Source organism: Bacillus sp. ISL-46 (assembly GCF_018613205.1).
The window spans coordinates 1-17,059 of the sequence record NZ_JAGGQR010000076.1 but is presented as its reverse complement, the minus strand read 5'-3'; the positions used below and the strand labels follow the sequence as shown (position 1 = coordinate 17,059).

Annotated in this window: 15 protein-coding genes and 2 pseudogenes; 1 reads left to right on the top strand and 16 read right to left on the bottom strand. The window is 36.5% G+C overall.

The genetic code is table 11. From position 1 onward, the window contains the following. The 15 genes and pseudogenes from J7E67_RS27725 to J7E67_RS31625 form a co-directional block, all read right to left on the bottom strand. Nucleotides 1–1,015 (bottom strand): reverse transcriptase domain-containing protein (locus tag J7E67_RS27725; RefSeq protein WP_214733232.1); only part of this gene is annotated, 1,015 nt, incomplete at its 3' end. 580 nt (nt 1,016–1,595) lie between these two features. After that, nucleotides 1,596–2,834 carry a group II intron reverse transcriptase/maturase gene (gene ltrA / locus J7E67_RS27720; protein ID WP_214716046.1) on the bottom strand — a complete coding sequence of 413 codons (1,239 nt, stop codon included), beginning with the start codon at nt 2,832–2,834 and terminating at the stop codon, nt 1,596–1,598. Nucleotides 2,835–3,570: 736 nt separating this feature from the next. After that, a complete protein-coding gene (locus J7E67_RS27715; RefSeq protein WP_374102985.1) occupies nt 3,571–3,786 on the bottom strand; it encodes a tyrosine-type recombinase/integrase in 216 nt (71 codons plus the stop codon). Between the two features lie 126 nt (nt 3,787–3,912). After that, nucleotides 3,913–5,103 carry an MFS transporter gene (locus tag J7E67_RS27710; RefSeq protein ID WP_214716042.1) on the bottom strand — a complete coding sequence of 397 codons (1,191 nt, stop codon included), beginning with the start codon at nt 5,101–5,103 and terminating at the stop codon, nt 3,913–3,915. A 127-nt stretch (nt 5,104–5,230) separates the two neighbouring features. Next, the gene (locus J7E67_RS27705) at nt 5,231–6,325 is read right to left on the bottom strand and encodes an alkene reductase (RefSeq protein WP_251027046.1); all 1,095 of its coding nucleotides are present in this window, start codon (nt 6,323–6,325) and stop codon (nt 5,231–5,233) included. Nucleotides 6,326–6,405: 80 nt separating this feature from the next. Further along, nucleotides 6,406–6,669, bottom strand: coding sequence for an ArsR/SmtB family transcription factor (locus J7E67_RS27700; RefSeq protein WP_214733234.1), 264 nt, complete (start codon nt 6,667–6,669; stop codon nt 6,406–6,408). Nucleotides 6,670–7,329: 660 nt separating this feature from the next. Beyond that, nucleotides 7,330–7,485, bottom strand: a complete 156-nt coding sequence (locus tag J7E67_RS27695) for a hypothetical protein (RefSeq protein WP_214716040.1) — start codon at nt 7,483–7,485, stop codon at nt 7,330–7,332. A gap of 132 nt (nt 7,486–7,617) precedes the next feature. Next, the gene (locus J7E67_RS27690) at nt 7,618–8,130 is read right to left on the bottom strand and encodes a hypothetical protein (RefSeq protein WP_214716039.1); all 513 of its coding nucleotides are present in this window, start codon (nt 8,128–8,130) and stop codon (nt 7,618–7,620) included. 1,236 nt (nt 8,131–9,366) lie between these two features. Next, the gene (locus J7E67_RS27680; protein WP_214733231.1) at nt 9,367–10,122 is read right to left on the bottom strand and encodes an amino acid ABC transporter ATP-binding protein; all 756 of its coding nucleotides are present in this window, start codon (nt 10,120–10,122) and stop codon (nt 9,367–9,369) included. Nucleotides 10,123–10,144: 22 nt separating this feature from the next. Further along, nucleotides 10,145–10,858, bottom strand: coding sequence for an amino acid ABC transporter permease (locus J7E67_RS27675; RefSeq protein ID WP_251027044.1), 714 nt, complete (start codon nt 10,856–10,858; stop codon nt 10,145–10,147). A gap of 11 nt (nt 10,859–10,869) precedes the next feature. Next, complete coding sequence (locus J7E67_RS27670) at nt 10,870–11,577, bottom strand: amino acid ABC transporter permease (RefSeq protein ID WP_214733230.1); 708 nt, start codon at nt 11,575–11,577, stop codon at nt 10,870–10,872. A gap of 21 nt (nt 11,578–11,598) precedes the next feature. Continuing rightward, nucleotides 11,599–12,471, bottom strand: a complete 873-nt coding sequence (locus tag J7E67_RS27665) for a transporter substrate-binding domain-containing protein (RefSeq protein ID WP_214716036.1) — start codon at nt 12,469–12,471, stop codon at nt 11,599–11,601. Then, a pseudogene (locus J7E67_RS27660) lies at nt 12,458–13,643 on the bottom strand (acyl-CoA dehydrogenase family protein). The gene J7E67_RS27665 and the pseudogene J7E67_RS27660 overlap by 14 nt, the downstream one beginning before the upstream one ends. 444 nt (nt 13,644–14,087) lie before the next feature. Then, the gene (locus tag J7E67_RS31630; RefSeq protein ID WP_251027047.1) at nt 14,088–14,264 is read right to left on the bottom strand and encodes an MMPL family transporter; all 177 of its coding nucleotides are present in this window, start codon (nt 14,262–14,264) and stop codon (nt 14,088–14,090) included. 29 nt (nt 14,265–14,293) lie between these two features. Beyond that, nucleotides 14,294–14,887: an MMPL family transporter gene (locus J7E67_RS31625; RefSeq protein WP_251027043.1), complete on the bottom strand. Its 594-nt coding sequence runs from the start codon at nt 14,885–14,887 to the stop codon at nt 14,294–14,296. A gap of 1,349 nt (nt 14,888–16,236) precedes the next feature. Between J7E67_RS31625 and J7E67_RS27650 the strand changes: the two are divergent. After that, nucleotides 16,237–16,770 (top strand): annotated as a pseudogene (locus tag J7E67_RS27650) (NADPH-dependent F420 reductase); the annotation flags it as partial. A 133-nt stretch (nt 16,771–16,903) separates the two neighbouring features. Here the strand turns inward: J7E67_RS27650 and J7E67_RS27645 are convergent. Then, on the bottom strand, nt 16,904–17,059 hold a 156-nt coding region (locus tag J7E67_RS27645; RefSeq protein WP_214733233.1), incomplete at its 5' end, for a transposase.

Below are 17,059 nucleotides of genomic sequence, written 5' to 3'. Positions count from 1 at the left end.
GCTTAAATCTGGTCGTCTCTGTTTTCCTACCTACCATGAAATTACCCTTACGGTTTTTTGTACAATAATGTGTAAAACCTAGGAAATAGATCGTTTCTAATTTCTTTCCTTTTTGTAGGGCATGTTTACTGGCAAACCGTCCAAACTCTACTAACCTAGTCTTATTAGGTTCAAGCTCTAATGAGAATTTCCTTAATCTTTTCACAAGGACTTTCCCAAACCTTATTGCATCTGAACGATATTGAAAGCACACTACAAAATCATCGATATATCTTATTAGATATGACTCTCCTTTGAGTCTTGGTTTTATTGCTTTCTCAAACCACAAATCCAATACATAGTGAAGATAAATGTTACTTAACAGTACACTAATTGAACCACCTTGCGGTGTTCCAGTTTCACTGACATAAATATCCTTACCTTCCATTACACCTGCTTTTAACCATCTTTTAATCAGACTAATAATTCTAGGATCACCAATCCTATGTTGCACGAATTTAATTATCCAATCATGGTCTAAGGTTCCAAAGTAGTTCTTCAGGTCGGCTTCCAGCACCCAGCTAACTTTCTTCCCTGAAATAATCTCATTAAGGGTAGCTAAGGCATTATGTGGTCCCCTATTTCGCCTACCACCGTATGAACAATTTAGAAAGTCTTGTTCATAAATTGATGAAAGTACCGTTGCTGTACTTCTTTGTAAAGCTCTATCTGCCACCGAAGGTACTCCGATCGGTCGTTTTTCGACTTTCCCAGGTTTAGGTATCCAGACCCTTCTTACTGCTGGAGGTTTATAGCTATGTCTGTGGATTGAATTCATCATATCTCCAACCCAATTTTCAAACTCAATTATAGCCATATCCCTTGAGGTACCATCAATGCCAGGTGAAGTGTTCTTTGGCATATGGTTTAAACTAGTCCAAATCAACTCTTTTGTAATGTGATGTGCTAATGATGTAAATTGTAGTTTTTCATCTTGTTGAGCTTTTACTGCTATTCTCTCTAATCCTGTTGTCATGATTGGTTTCTCCTTACTTTGAATTAAGGACCGAAATCTTCCATTGAATGAAGCTCATGTTTCCTTAGATTGATTCAATTTCCGCTAACCGCTTCCCCATGTAATAGGCTCTCCCTATCTCAGAGTACTATCAGTTAGTAAGACTTCCAATAAACCATAGAATTCTCCTTGCTTTGTGGGCTTGTTGAATTCTTATCTATATGTTATAGAAGTTTATTGGATCTCCCTTGTTCCCAAAGGAATCCATTGATGACATGCCGTAGGTACGAATCCCGGGAGTAACGATAATACCCTTGCCTTTAGCGGTTATTTCATTGTTGCCTTCCCCATTGAGAGAAAAGGTCGGCTACTCCACATCACGTTTAATTTCGGGACTAATTATCCTTTTCACTTTATTCCGGCCTGCCATCTTCCTGTCTACGCTTCGCAGTACACGTTACCGTGTACCACGCAAGACTCGGTACAAGACTGCTGGCTAAGCATTATCTAGACGACTATCTCAAATCGTATGTATTCCTTGAGCTTTCAAGGCGCAACTCTCACACCACCGTACATACGGTTCCGTATACGGCGGTTCAATTTATATTACAGTGTGTACTTTTAGATAATGCTCTAAAGCGGAGGGAAGTCCCCTCTGCTTTAGTCTTTTGTTTGAGATTGCTCTTTGGACAACTTTTGATAGTCCAATGAACCGGTAACCTCTTCGACAGAAGGTTAATCCTTTCGCTTCTTCCTCAGGAATCCCTAATTGAATAAGCGATTTTATTTGTTTCTTTGGTACCTTCCATTGCTTCCAGATGATGACTCTAATTCTGGAGCGAAGCTTCTTATCTATCTCACTCATTGCTTTTTTCATATTCGAGATTCTAAAGTAATTAACCCACCCAAGTATGACTTGTCTCAGTTTTAAAATTCGGAAGTCTAGCGGAACACTCCAGTTTCGCTTTGTTAATTTTCGAAGCTTCCTTTGAAACTTCTGTATTGACATGGGATGGGGTTTTACTTGATACCTCTTGTTTTTAGTATCGTAATAATACCCAAATCCTAAGAATTTTAAATCTTTTGGGCGAGAGATTTTGCTCTTCTCCACATTGACTATTAATCCTAGTTTTTCTTCTATAAATCTCACGATTGATTTCATCACTCTGTTTGCTGCTGTCTCACTCTTTACAAAGATGAGAGCGTCATCAGCGTATCTCACGAACCGTAGTCCTCTTTTCTCTAGTTCCTTATCGAGTTCATTTAACATAATATTACTCAATAATGGGCTGAGGTTTCCTCCTTGCGGAGTCCCGACTGGTGTTTCTTCATATTTCCCTTTCACCATGACTCCACTGACTAAGTATTTTCTGATTAACGAGATGACATCACCATCATCTATTGTGTTGGCAATAATTCGCATGAGTTTATCGTGATGGACTGTATCGAAGAATCTTTCGAGGTCAATGTCTACCACCCAATCGTGTCCATCATTCAGAAATTCCAAGCTTTTTATAATAGCCATCTCACAACTTCTTTTTGGTCTAAAGCCGTAACTGAATTCACTGAATTGCTTTTCAAATATCGGACTGAGAACTTGATGAATGGCTTGTTGAACTACTCTATCCACTACTGTTGGTATTCCCAACTTGCGCATCTTGCCATTTTCTTTTGGGATTTCCACTCTTAAGGCAGCTTGTGGTTGGTATTTTCTTGTTCTGATGCGCTGACGTAGCTCATCCTTGTTCTCTCTCAGATATTGCTTTAGTTCTTCGACTGTTACTCCATCGACCCCACTCGCACCTTTATTTTTATAGACACGCAGGTAGGCTTCGTTCATATTTTGATTACTTAGAATCTGTTCTTAAAGTTCCACACTCGTTTCTCCTTTCCTCTCACGTAGTAAGTGATAGCTCCATTTTGGTTAGCCTTTGAGATACGCTCATACTTTCACCATTAATACATTCGGAGTACGTCACTTACGCATTCGTGGTGTTGAAACACTATAAATTGTTCAGCCCTTCATGAACTAATTTCACTACTATGGCTTCTGCTGACTTCTTGCGGCTAACCTTTTTCGACTGTACTTCCGTACATCCGCAAGACCTCCCAGGGTAAGACAACTATCTTTCCTCTTTTACTCGCCTGATTTACTCTACAAAGTTACGCACATCTTTTGGACTTTGACTTGTATTTGAGTCTCATCCCTTTATAAAGCCTTAGTATCAGATTTCTGTTCGTCGAGCCAAGATTTTATTCCACGCTTCCTCCAGCCCTTACCTCACGGTAAGTACCTTGCGCTTCCTTAGTGGTTGGTCGATGTGTACCCCCACAGTGGACTTTCACCACCTAGATAGTTGCCATGCCTGGCACACAACAAAAAGCACCCATATCATGAGCGCTTCTTCCAAATCACAATGTTTTTCATCTTTCCTTAATAATTAAGGAGCAAATTTTGTAGTTTAATACAATTATCTGACAATTAGTCAGTAGCGCAAATTAGGTGGGTAGTTGTACATAAAAGAAAAGATAATTTCGTTTAAATGCAAATCTCCAACACACTGAAAATCCGGAAATTATAAGTTTTTTAAAATGCTGCTTGCATTGTTTTTATAACGTAGACCTGCCTGAACATATCGATCAACCATTTCCCTAGTTTTATGACCTGTTTGTTTCATAATAGCTATTTCTGTCATTCCCATCATTGCTACGCTTGTTGATAATCCACTTCTTAAACTATGTGCTGCAAAGTCGTTTGCATCCATCCCAAGTTCTCCGATATATTTCTTTATAATGAGCTACGGATTTATCACTTAACCTTTCCTTGATACTTCCATGCCGATCAATTGAACGAAACAACGCTCCAGTAGTGATTTTACTTATTTGTGCAGGAGTAAGTTCATTTATTCGAAATTAGATTACGCTCTTTTATGAGCTCTAAAATTTTGATTAACTACATTTTCACGAATCAAGAAACGTGATAAGCCAAAGGTTGTAACTAGAGCAAACATAACTCCTAAAGCTCCAAACCAAGTGATCGATGATACTGATAATTGCCCAACTACTAGCCCTCCTAGACCTGCCCCAACTGCGAATCCTAATTGCATCATTGACTGATTCAGACCTAGTAAGACATCAGAAGATTCTGGATGAATTGTTGCTAAATTATATTGTTGTGTAGCCCCTGAAGACCACCCTGCAAATGACCAAATGATAAGAATCATAAAAACTGCGATTAAAGAACTTGATGCGAATGAAAGCAAGATCATCGAAATGATATTAAGTACTAATCCTCTTTTTAAGGTAGTCACTATACCCCATCTATCTGCACTGAAGCCTCCGAATTTAGATCCAAATAAGCTAGCGATTCCAAGAGCAAGTAAAGCTATACTTAAAAGGTGATCACTCATTCCAACAGTATTGATAAGATAAGGAGATAAATAAGTAAATACAACTCCATAACCTGCCATTAAGAAGAACGTTATTGATAAACCTAGTGTAATCTTAGGTTTTTTCAACATTACAATTTGTTTAGTTAAAGGAATGGGTTCATCCCCCATTATTCGTGGGATTGAATGTAAAATGATAAATATTGCAATAAACACTAATAGAGCAACACCAAGAAAGACAAATTTCCACCCATAAGCAGATGTAATAAATCTACCAATAGGTACACCTATTATTAACGAAGTTGTAAATCCCATAACAACAGTTGCAATTGAACTCGCTTTTTTATCTGCAGGTGCAATTTTTGCTGCTAAACTTAAAACAGTAACAACTGCTACCCCTGTACTTAAAGCCATAATAATTCGAGCAATCATAAACAAGCCATAACCAGGCATGATTACTGAGAGTATATTCCCTAGTATAAAGAAACTCAAAGAATAAATAAGTAACCTACGTCTTTCCATTTTAGCCAATAATGCCATTAGAATAGGTGTACCTATGGCATAAGCTAGCGAATAAACGGTAATAAGCTGACCAGCAGCTTCAATAGAAATGCTTAAAGCATCTGCCATTTTATCTAAAATACCTGTAATGATATATTGGGATGTACCGACTAAAAAACTAATCATTGCTAAAATATAAATCTTCCCGTTATTTGACATGTATAATTTCCCTCTCCATTTTTTTACATTAATTTAATATTTCTATAAATACAGAAATACCAAATTGATAAAAAGAAGCTCAATCAAAAGCTTCCTTTATTTTTCCATTTTCATATGGATTCACTATTTATACTAAAATATTTAGATGTTTCTTTGCATCGTATTCTTCTAATTCTTCACCATTTTTCAAACGATGAAGAAAGTTCGGATTTGAAATTAATGGACGTCCAAATGCTGCAACGTCAATTGTCCCTTCTTCTAAAGCTTGTTCAGCCATTTCTGGATCTAGACTGCCAACCCCAACAATCACTCCATCCCAATATTTGCGTACTAATTGATGCATTGTTTTTCCATCAGCAAGTACTCTATTAAATTGCATGATTGATGGATGTAGTAAAGTAGCGCCAACTTCATTAAATGCTTCAACAAATGTACGAATGACCGTTTTTGGATCTTCCCACATATAGTTTGGAACATCAGCTTTATGAGCAGAAAATCGAATCATCGTTCTCTCAGTACCAATGGCATCTATAACTGCTCTTATTACTTCTTTCATGAATGTTAATCTTAGTGCTAGAATACCTCCATATTGATCAGTGCGATGATTCGTTATGTCTGAATTAAATTGATCGATTAAATATCCGTGTGCAGCATGAATTTCTACCCCATCAAATCCAGCTTCGATTGCATTTTTTGCCGCCTGCGCATATTGACTTACAACTTCCCTTATATCCGCAATTGTCATCTCTTCAGGGATATCATATGGCTTACGAAAACGAGATACTAATCCTTCAGCAGGAATGGCCGATGGGGCTTGCGGTGGCAAGTTTCCTGCAAGTTCATGATGTGATAAGCGTCCTACATGCCAAATTTGTGCAATTATCGTACCGCCTTCTTTATGCACAGCATCCGTTACTTTTTTCCACCCTTTAATTTGTTCCTCGGAATAAATTCCAGGAATTCCAGGATAGCCTTTTCCTCTAGGACTAATTACTGTTCCTTCTGAAATAATTAATCCGATTCCGTCAGCAGCACGTTTTCGATAATATTCCACCACATCATCTCCAACTACGCCAGTTTGATCATCAGCAAAACATCTTGTTAAAGGAGCCATCGCCGTACGAGAGCGTAAATTCCATGCTCCCATTTTTATAGGTTCAAAAAGTTTACTTTCTAAACCATTTTTCAGATTCCCATTATGATCTTTGCTTAGTTGACTCATATGATTTTCCCCCATTCAATTCTATTATTCTGTATTTCTATAAATACTGAAATAAAGATTAAAAATATTCCGCTTTCTGTTTAAAGTAAAGCGGGAGCGTATTGTCCAAGGACTTCTCGTTGTAAACTATAATATCGGAAGGTACCCTCTTTGCGAACGGAAAGCAATCCGCAATCGAGTAATGGTTTTAAATGATGTGTCAAAGTTGAATTGGCCGACACTTTTATTTGATTTTTCATTTCATGGCAAGCTAATTCCGGTTGTTTTGCTAAAACTTTAACAATTTGTAAACGTGTTGTTTCACCCAGTGCCTTATAGACTTTTACTGCAATATCATCATTCACCAAGGATGACCCCCTTCCAATAAATATAAATACTTATTTCAGTATTTATAGAAATATTGTATTTAAATAAAAATCCCATGTCAAGAAAAAGAATTTTTTTGGTTGACCACTTAAAATTCTTGAATTAGTGCCCCTTTGTTTTATGTATATATTTGAGTAAACATTTAATGAACCCCTCATCCAACCGGAAAGTTCCCTACAAAGGATACTTAACGAGTGAAGGTGTTGGTTACTTTTTTTCCTTGAAAGGTAGATTTATCATTTTAAAGACTTAGAATGAATTACATCTTTTTTTGAAATTAGGTTACATCAAACAAATTGATAATAATGCTAATGTTAATATTAAAATTAATTTATTAATTACTAAAAGGCCCCTCAGGAAATGAAGGGCTGTTAATTATTATTCTAGATTAGTTGACCTTCTTTTCACCATTCCGCTTTTTTCTAATTCCGTACCACCCTACACCGTTAACAACAAGAAGCCGAAAAATGCTTCTCTTCTTAATCAAAAACTAAAACCAAAATCAAATTGGGTATGGAGCATTGACAGTTTCGTTCATATCAGTACATTTCTTCACAAACTTGCTCATAATTATATGAAAGGATGAAGCCATTTTGACTTCATCCTCATTATAACTGTCAAACATTCAACATACCATCTTAAGGCTGAACATTTATCGTAATCGTCGGTATCGGGTTTTCAAAAGGTAGAGAAACGACTTTATCATCCGTAATCAACAAAAAGTGTACTTCTCCACCTTGATCAAACGTATAAGAGTTTCCTTTCCACAGACGGTCAGAATTCGATGTATTCAAGGGAGCACCATTATTCCATGCATCCGAATAAATGCCGATAATTCCCGTTCGAAGGCAGCTCTGTGCCCCTTTAGTGGTAGGATATAAATATTATTTGTATATTGTAAAAAAGAACAGCGAAAATCCGCTGTTCTACTTAAACAAATTAAATGCCATTTTTGTGTTGGATTCAAATAAATCCGTAAATCCTTTTTGTGCAGTTTTAAATTGATTTAAAGCCTCATCACGAATCTTTTTTTGCTGTTCGAAATGATTTTTATATGTTTGTTGGAACTGCTCTTGTGACTGATTTAATAAATTTAAACTTTCTTTGTATGGAGTAGAGGTTAACTGTTGAACACGGTTATTTATTTCATCTAGTTGAGCATTCCACTTTTCGAAAGTTTGGCTTGCTTGTTCACCGGAAACTGTTTCAACATTTTTATTTACATAATCGCGAACTTCTTCAATTAATTTTTTCTGTTGTTCCTGGATAAAGTCCATGCCGCCTGCAATTTTCTCCAATGATTCTTTTTGTGTTGTAAATGCTTGAAGCAAAAGATTTTCTATTTCTTCCTGAGAAGCGGTCACCTTGTCCAAACTGTTTGTCCAAATGTTTAATAGGGATTCACCAAAATTAGTAATGAACTCATTGTTTAATTCCATGATAAAAAACCTCCTAATTAATACATAACCATATATGTAAATTACACCTATATGATAAGCTTGTCAAATAAATATTATTTAAAGTATTTCTTTTTTATTCATTTTGGCAGACTAGATATCCTTGTTAATTATGCAGGGATTACAAGAGACAGGGCCAGTTCCCTACGGCTATTATAGTTTATGACCACAGTAGAAGAGATTACCACTGCTGCCAATAACAAAGAAGCGACAAAGATCACCGCGGCTGTCCCAACTATTCGATTGCCATTACGGTTTTAAAAAAAGGAATGATGGGTGCAATCATGAAAAATAATAAATACTCTTACCAAAAAAACAGCAGCCAACACTTTTGGAACTAATGCCAACCAATAAGAAACAGACAGGTTTATAAAGGCAATGTACCATAATGTAATAAAGGGCTTTTCGATTACGAAAGTGCATAATGCCAACAACTCAGTATGTTATTTTTTATAATGTAAAATAAAAGCCGATTTTTTTGGCATTTCAAATATAATGAACCATATTCAGATTTTGAATATGATATTTCTTTAAGAGAATCCTATGTATAGTCGGATAATATAAAAAAAGAGGTTAATCACATGAGTGAAAAAGGTTTTGAGAATTATAGTTTCAGCACGGAAATAAAAAGAGCACTTACTGGCAAAATACAAAACTCCCACAGATGTTCAGAACTAAGTTATACCACTATTTTAAGGCTAGTCTCTACCTTTAAAGAAAACAAAAATAAATTTAAGCATTTTCTCTAAAGGGATCAAATGGTTTTTTCTAGGTTCATTATATAGTTTACATTTCATTAAATAATAATTTAAAAACAATGAGGATATTGAAAATAAAAATAAGGATAATTAATACAATATCAAACATAACAAGAATATCATATACATATATGTTGATGAAATCATATTAAACAATGTTATTGTTGAAATAGCTTTACCAGATGGCATTCTGTGCCCACTATAATTTACAGCGCTTAAATATAGATGATTAATAATCTATTAGATTCTTTTATCCCAATGGATTAACCAGAACCATGCATCTAATTTGTTTTTTTCTAATCCACGTTTACATGAAAGTTAATTTTAACCAATAAATATAATTATAACTAAATCATTAAACATTAATCTTTTTATACCAAATCAGATTAAAGTATTAGTTACAAGACATTGTGATGGGAGCAATGAAGAAAAACCTCCATTTCTAGAGGTTTCTCATTCATTAAATATTATAAATAAAATCCTCAGGTATGACCCGTCTTAAGAAATGCTGCGTTCTTTCTTCTTTTGGTCTTGAGAAAATTTCCTTTGGAGAATTCTCTTCTACGATCACACCGCCATCCATAAAGATGACTCGGTTGGCTACATCCTTTGCAAAAGACATTTCATGCGTCACCACTAACATGGTTGTGCCTTCTTTTGCAATATTTTTCATGACGGTTAAGACTTCACCGACTAATTCTGGATCCAGTGCAGACGTTGGTTCATCAAATAAAATAATATCTGGATTTAACGCAATCGCTCTTGCAATGCCAACCCGCTGCTGCTGCCCGCCAGACAGTTCACTAGGGTAGGAATTCAATTTATCTGCCAATCCGACCTTCGCCAAGGCCCGTTGCCCCAGCTCATTGGCTTCTGCTTTCGTAACCTTTCTTCCAATGATAAGACCTTCTGTCACATTCTCTAATACTGTTTTATTCGTAAACAGATTATAATTCTGAAACACAAAAGCAATCTTTTGCCTGATTTGATGTATTTGTTTTTTGTTTGCTGATTTAAGGTTTACATGAATATCCCCAAAAATGGCTTGCCCCTGATCGGCTCGTTCAAGAAAGTTAATGCACCGAAGCAATGTGGTCTTACCAGAGCCACTCGGGCCAAGAATGACAACCACATCACCCCTATCAATCTGTAAATCTACTCCTTTTAAAATCTCATTCTTACCAAAGGACTTGTGGATATTTTTAATCTCTAACATGACTTTGCCTCCAATCATGATCTTAGGCAGCGGCTGCTTTATACTTTCTTAACCGTTTTTCATACAGCTTAAATAAGGTTTCCACTAAGCTGCATAAAATGAGATAGACAAGAAAGATATCGATGTACGCTTCAATAAAATTGTAGCCAACATTGGCTGCCACTTGAGCTTTTAACGTAATCTCTCTCAATGACAAAGCATAACCCAAAGAGGTAGCTTTAATGAGATTGACCGTTGCTGTACAAATATTGGGCAATGCCACCACTAATATTTGTGGAATGAGTATTCTTCTAAACGCTTGCACATTGTTCAACCCAACGGAATATGCTGCTTCCAGCTGCCCCTTACTGACCGTGCTAATAGCAGAACGAAATACTTCTATTAAAATAGCCGTTGTATTCAACGAGAAAACAATAAATGCGTACCAAATCGGATTGATATCGTAGATACTCGTTTTAACATGATACTTCTCGAATATGGGAGCCAATAGTAGAGGAACACTTGTAAAAATAATAAAAATTTGAACAATGACAGGAGTCCCTCTCACAAACGAAACATAGACTCGTGCCAACTGGCTTATCACTGGAATTCGATTAATCCGCGATAAGGCGAGCAAAAATCCTGAAGGCAGAGCAATGAGTAAGGAGACAATCGTAATGAGTAAGGCTATAGGCACTCCAGATAATGCAACAAAAAAGGTTTTTACTAAAAATGGAACATCCAATCCGACCGACATGCTGTCACCCCCTATGTTGTTTTTATAACCAGTTTACCTTTACTAAAAATCTCTTCTAACTTTGAAAAGAACTGTTCAATCAAAATGGATAAAACCCAGTATATAAGAGATAAGGCAAGATAAATTTCTAACGAATGAGAATTATAGTTATTTGAAATAATAAGGCTTGCTTTTCCCATAATATCAACCAAACCAATGGTATACGCTAATGATCCTTCTTTCATTAATTCAAGGAGGCTGTTGCCGAAATTGGGCAATGCGACAACAAATGCTTGCGGCAACACAATTCTCCGAAATGCCTGGGCAGGACTAAGCCCGACACTAACCGCTGCCTCATATTGCCCCCGGTCGATCGCTTCATAGGCCGTTCTCATCACCTCAGACATGATGGCCCCCAATTGTAGCGAAAAGGTAATCACAACATAAATCGAAGTGTGAAGATGATTCAGGTCTGTACCAAAGTTACTGGCTATTGCCGGAAGCCCGTAATACACTAAAAATAAAAGAACAATAGAGGGGGTACACCTTAAAATAGTGGTATACCCATTGGCGATTTTTCTGGCAGCCGTACTCGTTCCGAGTTTCATTACGGCTAAGATAAATCCTAAAATCGTACCGAACAAAACCGATAGACTTGCAACCATAAAGGTTACGTTTAAAAACGAAAGAAGTTGTGGCAATGCTCCCCAAATGTAGGTACTATCAAAATACGTTTGCATATTCCACCTCTTTTTAGATGTTTACCTTTTCACAGTATCCAATAGTTTAAATAAATCAGTATTATAGAACTTAACCATCAGTTTGTTTGTCTTCTTTTCCTCTTTTATTTTCTTGATGGCTTGATCATAGGCATCTGCAAATTCTTGTTCTTTTTTGTTGAATAATGGCCACGTTTTGACAACCGCAAACTCATTATAAACAAGGTCATTTGCTAAATTATGATAAGGACCATCCTTTGCAAGAACTTGCTTTTCATACGTTGCTCCCAAATAAATGCCTCCATCTACACGTCCTTCATTTACCCATTGAACGACATCCACCGAGAATGCATCTCCGGCTTCCAGTTTAACTTTATTGTCTGGATTGGCTTGGTTATATTCATCCACAATGGTATATTGAGCATTACTTGCCGCAATAGGTGCTAACGAAAGCTTAGCTTTAGCAAAGTCTGATAAGTCTTTTATATTTTCGTTTTTCTTTTTTAACAAAATGCCAACGCCGCTGAGTCCGAGGAATTCTTTCGGAAAAATATAACTCTTCGTTCTTTCCTCTGTGAACCAGGCATTTTTTACCCCTACTTGATATTTGCCTTGTTGCACCCCTACCAATAAGTCTTCACTGGATGTTGGCACATATTCGAATTCATATTCTGGCAATGCCTTATCCACTAATTTCATGACTTCAATTTCATATCCGGTTGGTTTGCCCTTTTCATCTAGGTATCCGATTGGTTTACCGCCTTGATCAAACGCTACTTTTACTTTTCTGACTTCTTTCTTAGCAGCTCCCGCATCCGATTTTGCCCCAGTTGTTACCGTTGAGCCGCAGCCTGCGATGAAGGTTACTAAAGCGATTCCTGTAGCGGCGATTTTAAAAAACTTATTCATTTTCATTGTCTTTTCCTCCCTTAGATTCATATTGTTGAATAGCTGTTTGAGCTAATTTTAAAATAGTTAGATCATCCATTGGCGGATTATGCAGGCCTGCCCGGACATCTCGGTAATAACGCTGCAGTGGATTGGTCAGCTGTAAGCTTTTTGCTCCTACTAATCGCATAGCTTTGTCGACCACGGTAATTGCGGAGTTGGTCACAATATGTTTGGCTACAAATGCTTCATTTGTGATATCCCGTTGACGATCCTCATCAATGTAAGCCTCTGCCGTACCATATAGGGCAAATCTTGCTTTGCATAATTCCAAGTCCATCTCGCCTAATAACGCCTGCACGTTCGGCAGCTGACCGATTGGACCCTTAATACTATTGGGCGAATGGGTATTGGCAAATTCGAGTGCATAGTCCCTGGCCGCCTGCGCGATCCCTAAATAGGTGGCAGGAATCAGCAGACCCCAGCCATTCAGTTTAAACCCCGTATGATAACTGGGAATTTCGACTAAGTCCGACTCATCCACTACCACGTTTTCTAATACTAGATCATGGCTGCCGGTACCACGCATCGCGATCACATTCCAATTTTCCTCGATGGTTAGTCCTTCCGCTTCTTTTGGAATCAGCAAAAAGCCTACCGTTCCTTTTTCTTCGATCCAAGCAGAAGTTAAAAAATAATCCAGTTCCGGTGAGCAGGTTGTATAGCTCTTCCGCCCATTAATCACCCATTTGCCAGCTACCCGCTTAGCACTTGTTCCAGGCCGGCCCCCGCGAATGGGACTGCCTGTAGCCATTAAGCTTACTGCTCGGTTAATGATGGCCCCATTGTTCACTTCTTCAGCAAAAAAGGCTAACTTTTCTGGATCCCAATACCGATTTTCAAATAATTCTCCAACGGTCATTAATGTCCATCCAATCGATAACGCGGTGCTGCCAACATAGCTTCCCAGTTTTTCTTGTAAGAGAATGGTATCATATAGAGAAAATCCTCCCCCGCCAAATTCCTCTGGTAAGGTCAATTTTGGTATAACCGATTTTTCTTAACGCCTGGATATTCTCTCTAGGGAAGCTGCCCTCCTTGTCGATTTGCGAGGCTTGTGCTTTAAAGTCCGCTTCTAATGGGTACAGCCGTTCAAGCCACTTACGCTGCTTGCTATTTTTTACAAATAAGTCCTGCATGCTCTTTGCTCCCTCCTAACACTTAATAAAAAAGACTGCTCCCATTTAGAATGGAAGCAGCCTTCAGTTGACTGATAAGCTAAGCTCATAAGTTTATATACATTTTTGGAATATTATGTATCTATTACATTATAATAAGTACATTAATCCAATGTGTCAACTAGGAATTTAAATTTGAATTTGTATTTCCATTAACTAATATACATACTCCAGATTCATATGAATCATCAAGAAGATCTGCACCGTAAAGAGATTTTAAAAATTGTTTTCTATTGGTTGCTGGTATTTGTTTTAAGGAAAATTCACCAAATGAGCCTAAATGACTTGGCAATTAAATTTGATGTTGATAGAAAAACTATTTCTAGAGAAAAAAGTAGACTTAAGGGGTAACGCCCTAAATAGACGAGAATTACGCTTGGGTAAGCAACAAACATAGTAATAATATTACTTATCGTGTGGTTTGGTAAATATTTGTTGGTTCATACTCCCATAAAGGAGGACACCGAATGTTAGAGCTAATCCCATGGATTTAATAATTGGTTCTGACCCAAGCATAAATCCTGAGAATACCGCAATCATAATCAAGCCTGCTGCTGTTACCACGCCACCGCTATCCTTCATCCCAGACAAATTGGCTTTTCTACTATCACCTATATGAGAAAATTCTCGCGCATACGACTGACAAGGAAAACCTCATAATCCATTGCTAATCCTAATAATATTCCGACCACAATGATTGGCAAAAAGTTTAATATAGGCCCTTCGGCAGGAAAACCAAATAAATGGATTAAGTGGCCATCCTGGATCACAAACTCCACAAATCCAAGTGTGGCAGCTAATGAAATGAGAAATCCAAGAACTGCTTTTAATGGAATAAGAATAGACCTAAATACAAGCATTAGTGGAATAAAAGCAAACCCAACAATAAGTGAACAAAACAAAGGTAAAGCATTGCTCAATTTCTGCAAAATGTCTATGTTAACTGCAGTGGAACCAGTTACGTACAACTTGATATTATTTTCTTTCTGAACATTTTTCGTATTTTCTCTAATAGCATTCACGAGTTCCTTCGTTTTTAAATCATTAAGTCCTGTTTTAGGATTAAGTGATATCATATAAACTTTGCCAGAAGGACTTGGGAAGGCTGGATTTACACTTTTAACATTGGCTAAATGGCTTAACTTTGCTCTGATATCCTCTATCGCTTTATTAATTTGTTGATCGTAAATTATTTGAAAATTCAATTAATTGTTTGTATATTAATATTTATATAATTATTTAAAACGTTCAAATACTTACTATAGATGTACTTCTCTTGCTTTTTAACTCTTTAATGGGGAACTAAAATATAAAACAAATATATATTTAATAACAATTTATTTATGGTTAATATTTTCGTAGATAACCTATAATATAAAGTATTAAAATTATTATATGTCATCATATATGTTTAAATATATTTAAATATTATTATTGACATATAATGATAAATGGCAAAAACCTTAACCCTAGACTCTATTCATTTTGAGTAAAACCAGTGATCATCAAGAGTTCTTACAAATATAAACTCTCTCGAATATTCCTTTCCGAGACTTTCAGTTTCTGCAGATCCCTTTTAAAGAGTTTGAGCTTTATTATTTATACAAAAAGTTGTAGACTTACCTATTTACATTATCTTTCTAAAACCTACCTTTTATTGCCTAGAGTTCTAAACTCTTACGCGTTAGTGGAATAAGCAAAAACCCAACAATTCTGTGACACAGGTCTCAAGCAGTTTTGAAGTTTGCTGGCATCTGTTCTTTTAAGTTCCTTGATGTACCCTCAAGTATTGATAAATTGCTTTCTAGTGTTTTTCAATTGGGAGACAATTCCTGTTATAAAAATTAACCAGCTTTCAAAAATTACTGCTCCACAGCAGCCCTATGTATTTGATGCTGGCATTAAAATTGAATAGCCCTTTATTTATTAATGAAAAAAATGATTACTCCATCAAATTAAAAACAAGATTAAAGGCATTTATTTTTATCTACTCATAAAATATTCACATTTATGTAGTAGAATCATTTTTGGGTAAACGAACCAGTACCTAATACAGAGAAATCCAGCCGTAATTGTGCTGGATTTTCTATTTATAATTGGGGTTTTGCCTTAGACCCCTTGCACAACAACAGTTTTGATTTTATTTCAATAACTATTTTCCAAAATAATTGATTTATATAGTCTGAACATTATATGTTGTTTACTATTCCTTAAAAGTTGAGTAAGCTACTTGGTTGAAGTGGGACATCCATCTATCAAAAATCTTTTTTATTGAAAATTCTTTTGAACTGTTAACATTTTCGTCACAAAGATTGTTTAATATATTTTAATGGGAAACATATCTACCCCATATGGAAAATCAAAACATATCAAATTAGTGATAACTGAGGGAGTGGAACAAGAAACAAGGGCTGCAGCAGCAACCCTTGTTCTAATCAAGCATCCGTTAGTTCTACGAAAAATAAATCCATAAAGCGAATGCACCGATTCATACTGGAATAAGTGATAATAAAAGAAGAATTATTTTAGCTAAGATGTAAGATTTACTTGCTATTTGCCAAGCATTAGGAACATTATCGAGCAAGTTGGGGAGGAAGTAATTGTTGTAGATACTTCAAATTATTATCCTTTTAGAGATGATAAAATTGAAGAAATTGATAACGGGATGGTTGAAAGTGTTTGGGTTTCAAATCAATTAGGTAGACCTGTCATCAAAGCCTTCAACAACTTAACAGCCTATACTTTAGAAAATGAAGGAACCCCCGAAGGTACTAGTGAACGCATTGCCATAGCGATTGCTGGTAATGACGTATCACAAAAACAAATAATTATGGATGTAGTAAACCAGCTAGGCTTTGACACAGTAGATGGTGGTTCTTTAAGTGATTCGTGGAGACAACAGCCAGGAACTCCTGCATACTGCACAGAACTAACAAAAGAAGAACTAACAAAAGCATTGAAAAAAGCAAATAAAGAAAAAGCCCCATTCCTACGAGATAAGGTAATAGAGAAGTTTTTAGCTTCTAACCTCAAACCCCTCTCAAATAAAGATATTGTGAATATGAACAGAGAAATATATAATTCATAATACAAAAAGGTGCACTCATTAGAGTGCACCTTTCAGATTGTAGACAAAAGGCATTCGAATGGAGCCCATTCGATGCCTTTTTATTGGATTTTTGCTCGTAAGAGCAAAATTTAGACCTATCCTTTGACTATTATTACGCCAATTCTGGACCTTTCCACGTCCAGTTGGCCATCTTTTTCAAGTTCATGGCAGCAAAAGTAAGCATCGCTTGCATGGACAATTTTTTTAAGCCTCTTAAGGTTGTCCAACGCATACCATGCTTTTCCTTAGCATCCGCAAAGACCCGTTC

What these genes read in the sequence shown, in the direction of transcription:
- J7E67_RS27705 (WP_251027046.1), bottom strand. Translation starts at nt 6,325, where the DNA reads ATGAGTCAACTAAGCAAAGATCATAATGGGAATCTGAAAAATGGTTTA.
- J7E67_RS27710 (WP_214716042.1), bottom strand. Translation starts at nt 5,103, where the DNA reads ATGTCAAATAACGGGAAGATTTATATTTTAGCAATGATTAGTTTTTTA.
- ltrA (WP_214716046.1), bottom strand. Translation starts at nt 2,834, where the DNA reads ATGAACGAAGCCTACCTGCGTGTCTATAAAAATAAAGGTGCGAGTGGG.
- J7E67_RS27680 (WP_214733231.1), bottom strand. Translation starts at nt 10,122, where the DNA reads ATGTTAGAGATTAAAAATATCCACAAGTCCTTTGGTAAGAATGAGATT.
- J7E67_RS27675 (WP_251027044.1), bottom strand. Translation starts at nt 10,858, where the DNA reads ATGTCGGTCGGATTGGATGTTCCATTTTTAGTAAAAACCTTTTTTGTT.
- J7E67_RS27670 (WP_214733230.1), bottom strand. Translation starts at nt 11,577, where the DNA reads ATGCAAACGTATTTTGATAGTACCTACATTTGGGGAGCATTGCCACAA.
- J7E67_RS31630 (WP_251027047.1), bottom strand. Translation starts at nt 14,264, where the DNA reads ATGAAGGATAGCGGTGGCGTGGTAACAGCAGCAGGCTTGATTATGATT.
- J7E67_RS27690 (WP_214716039.1), bottom strand. Translation starts at nt 8,130, where the DNA reads ATGGAATTAAACAATGAGTTCATTACTAATTTTGGTGAATCCCTATTA.
- J7E67_RS27665 (WP_214716036.1), bottom strand. Translation starts at nt 12,471, where the DNA reads ATGAAAATGAATAAGTTTTTTAAAATCGCCGCTACAGGAATCGCTTTA.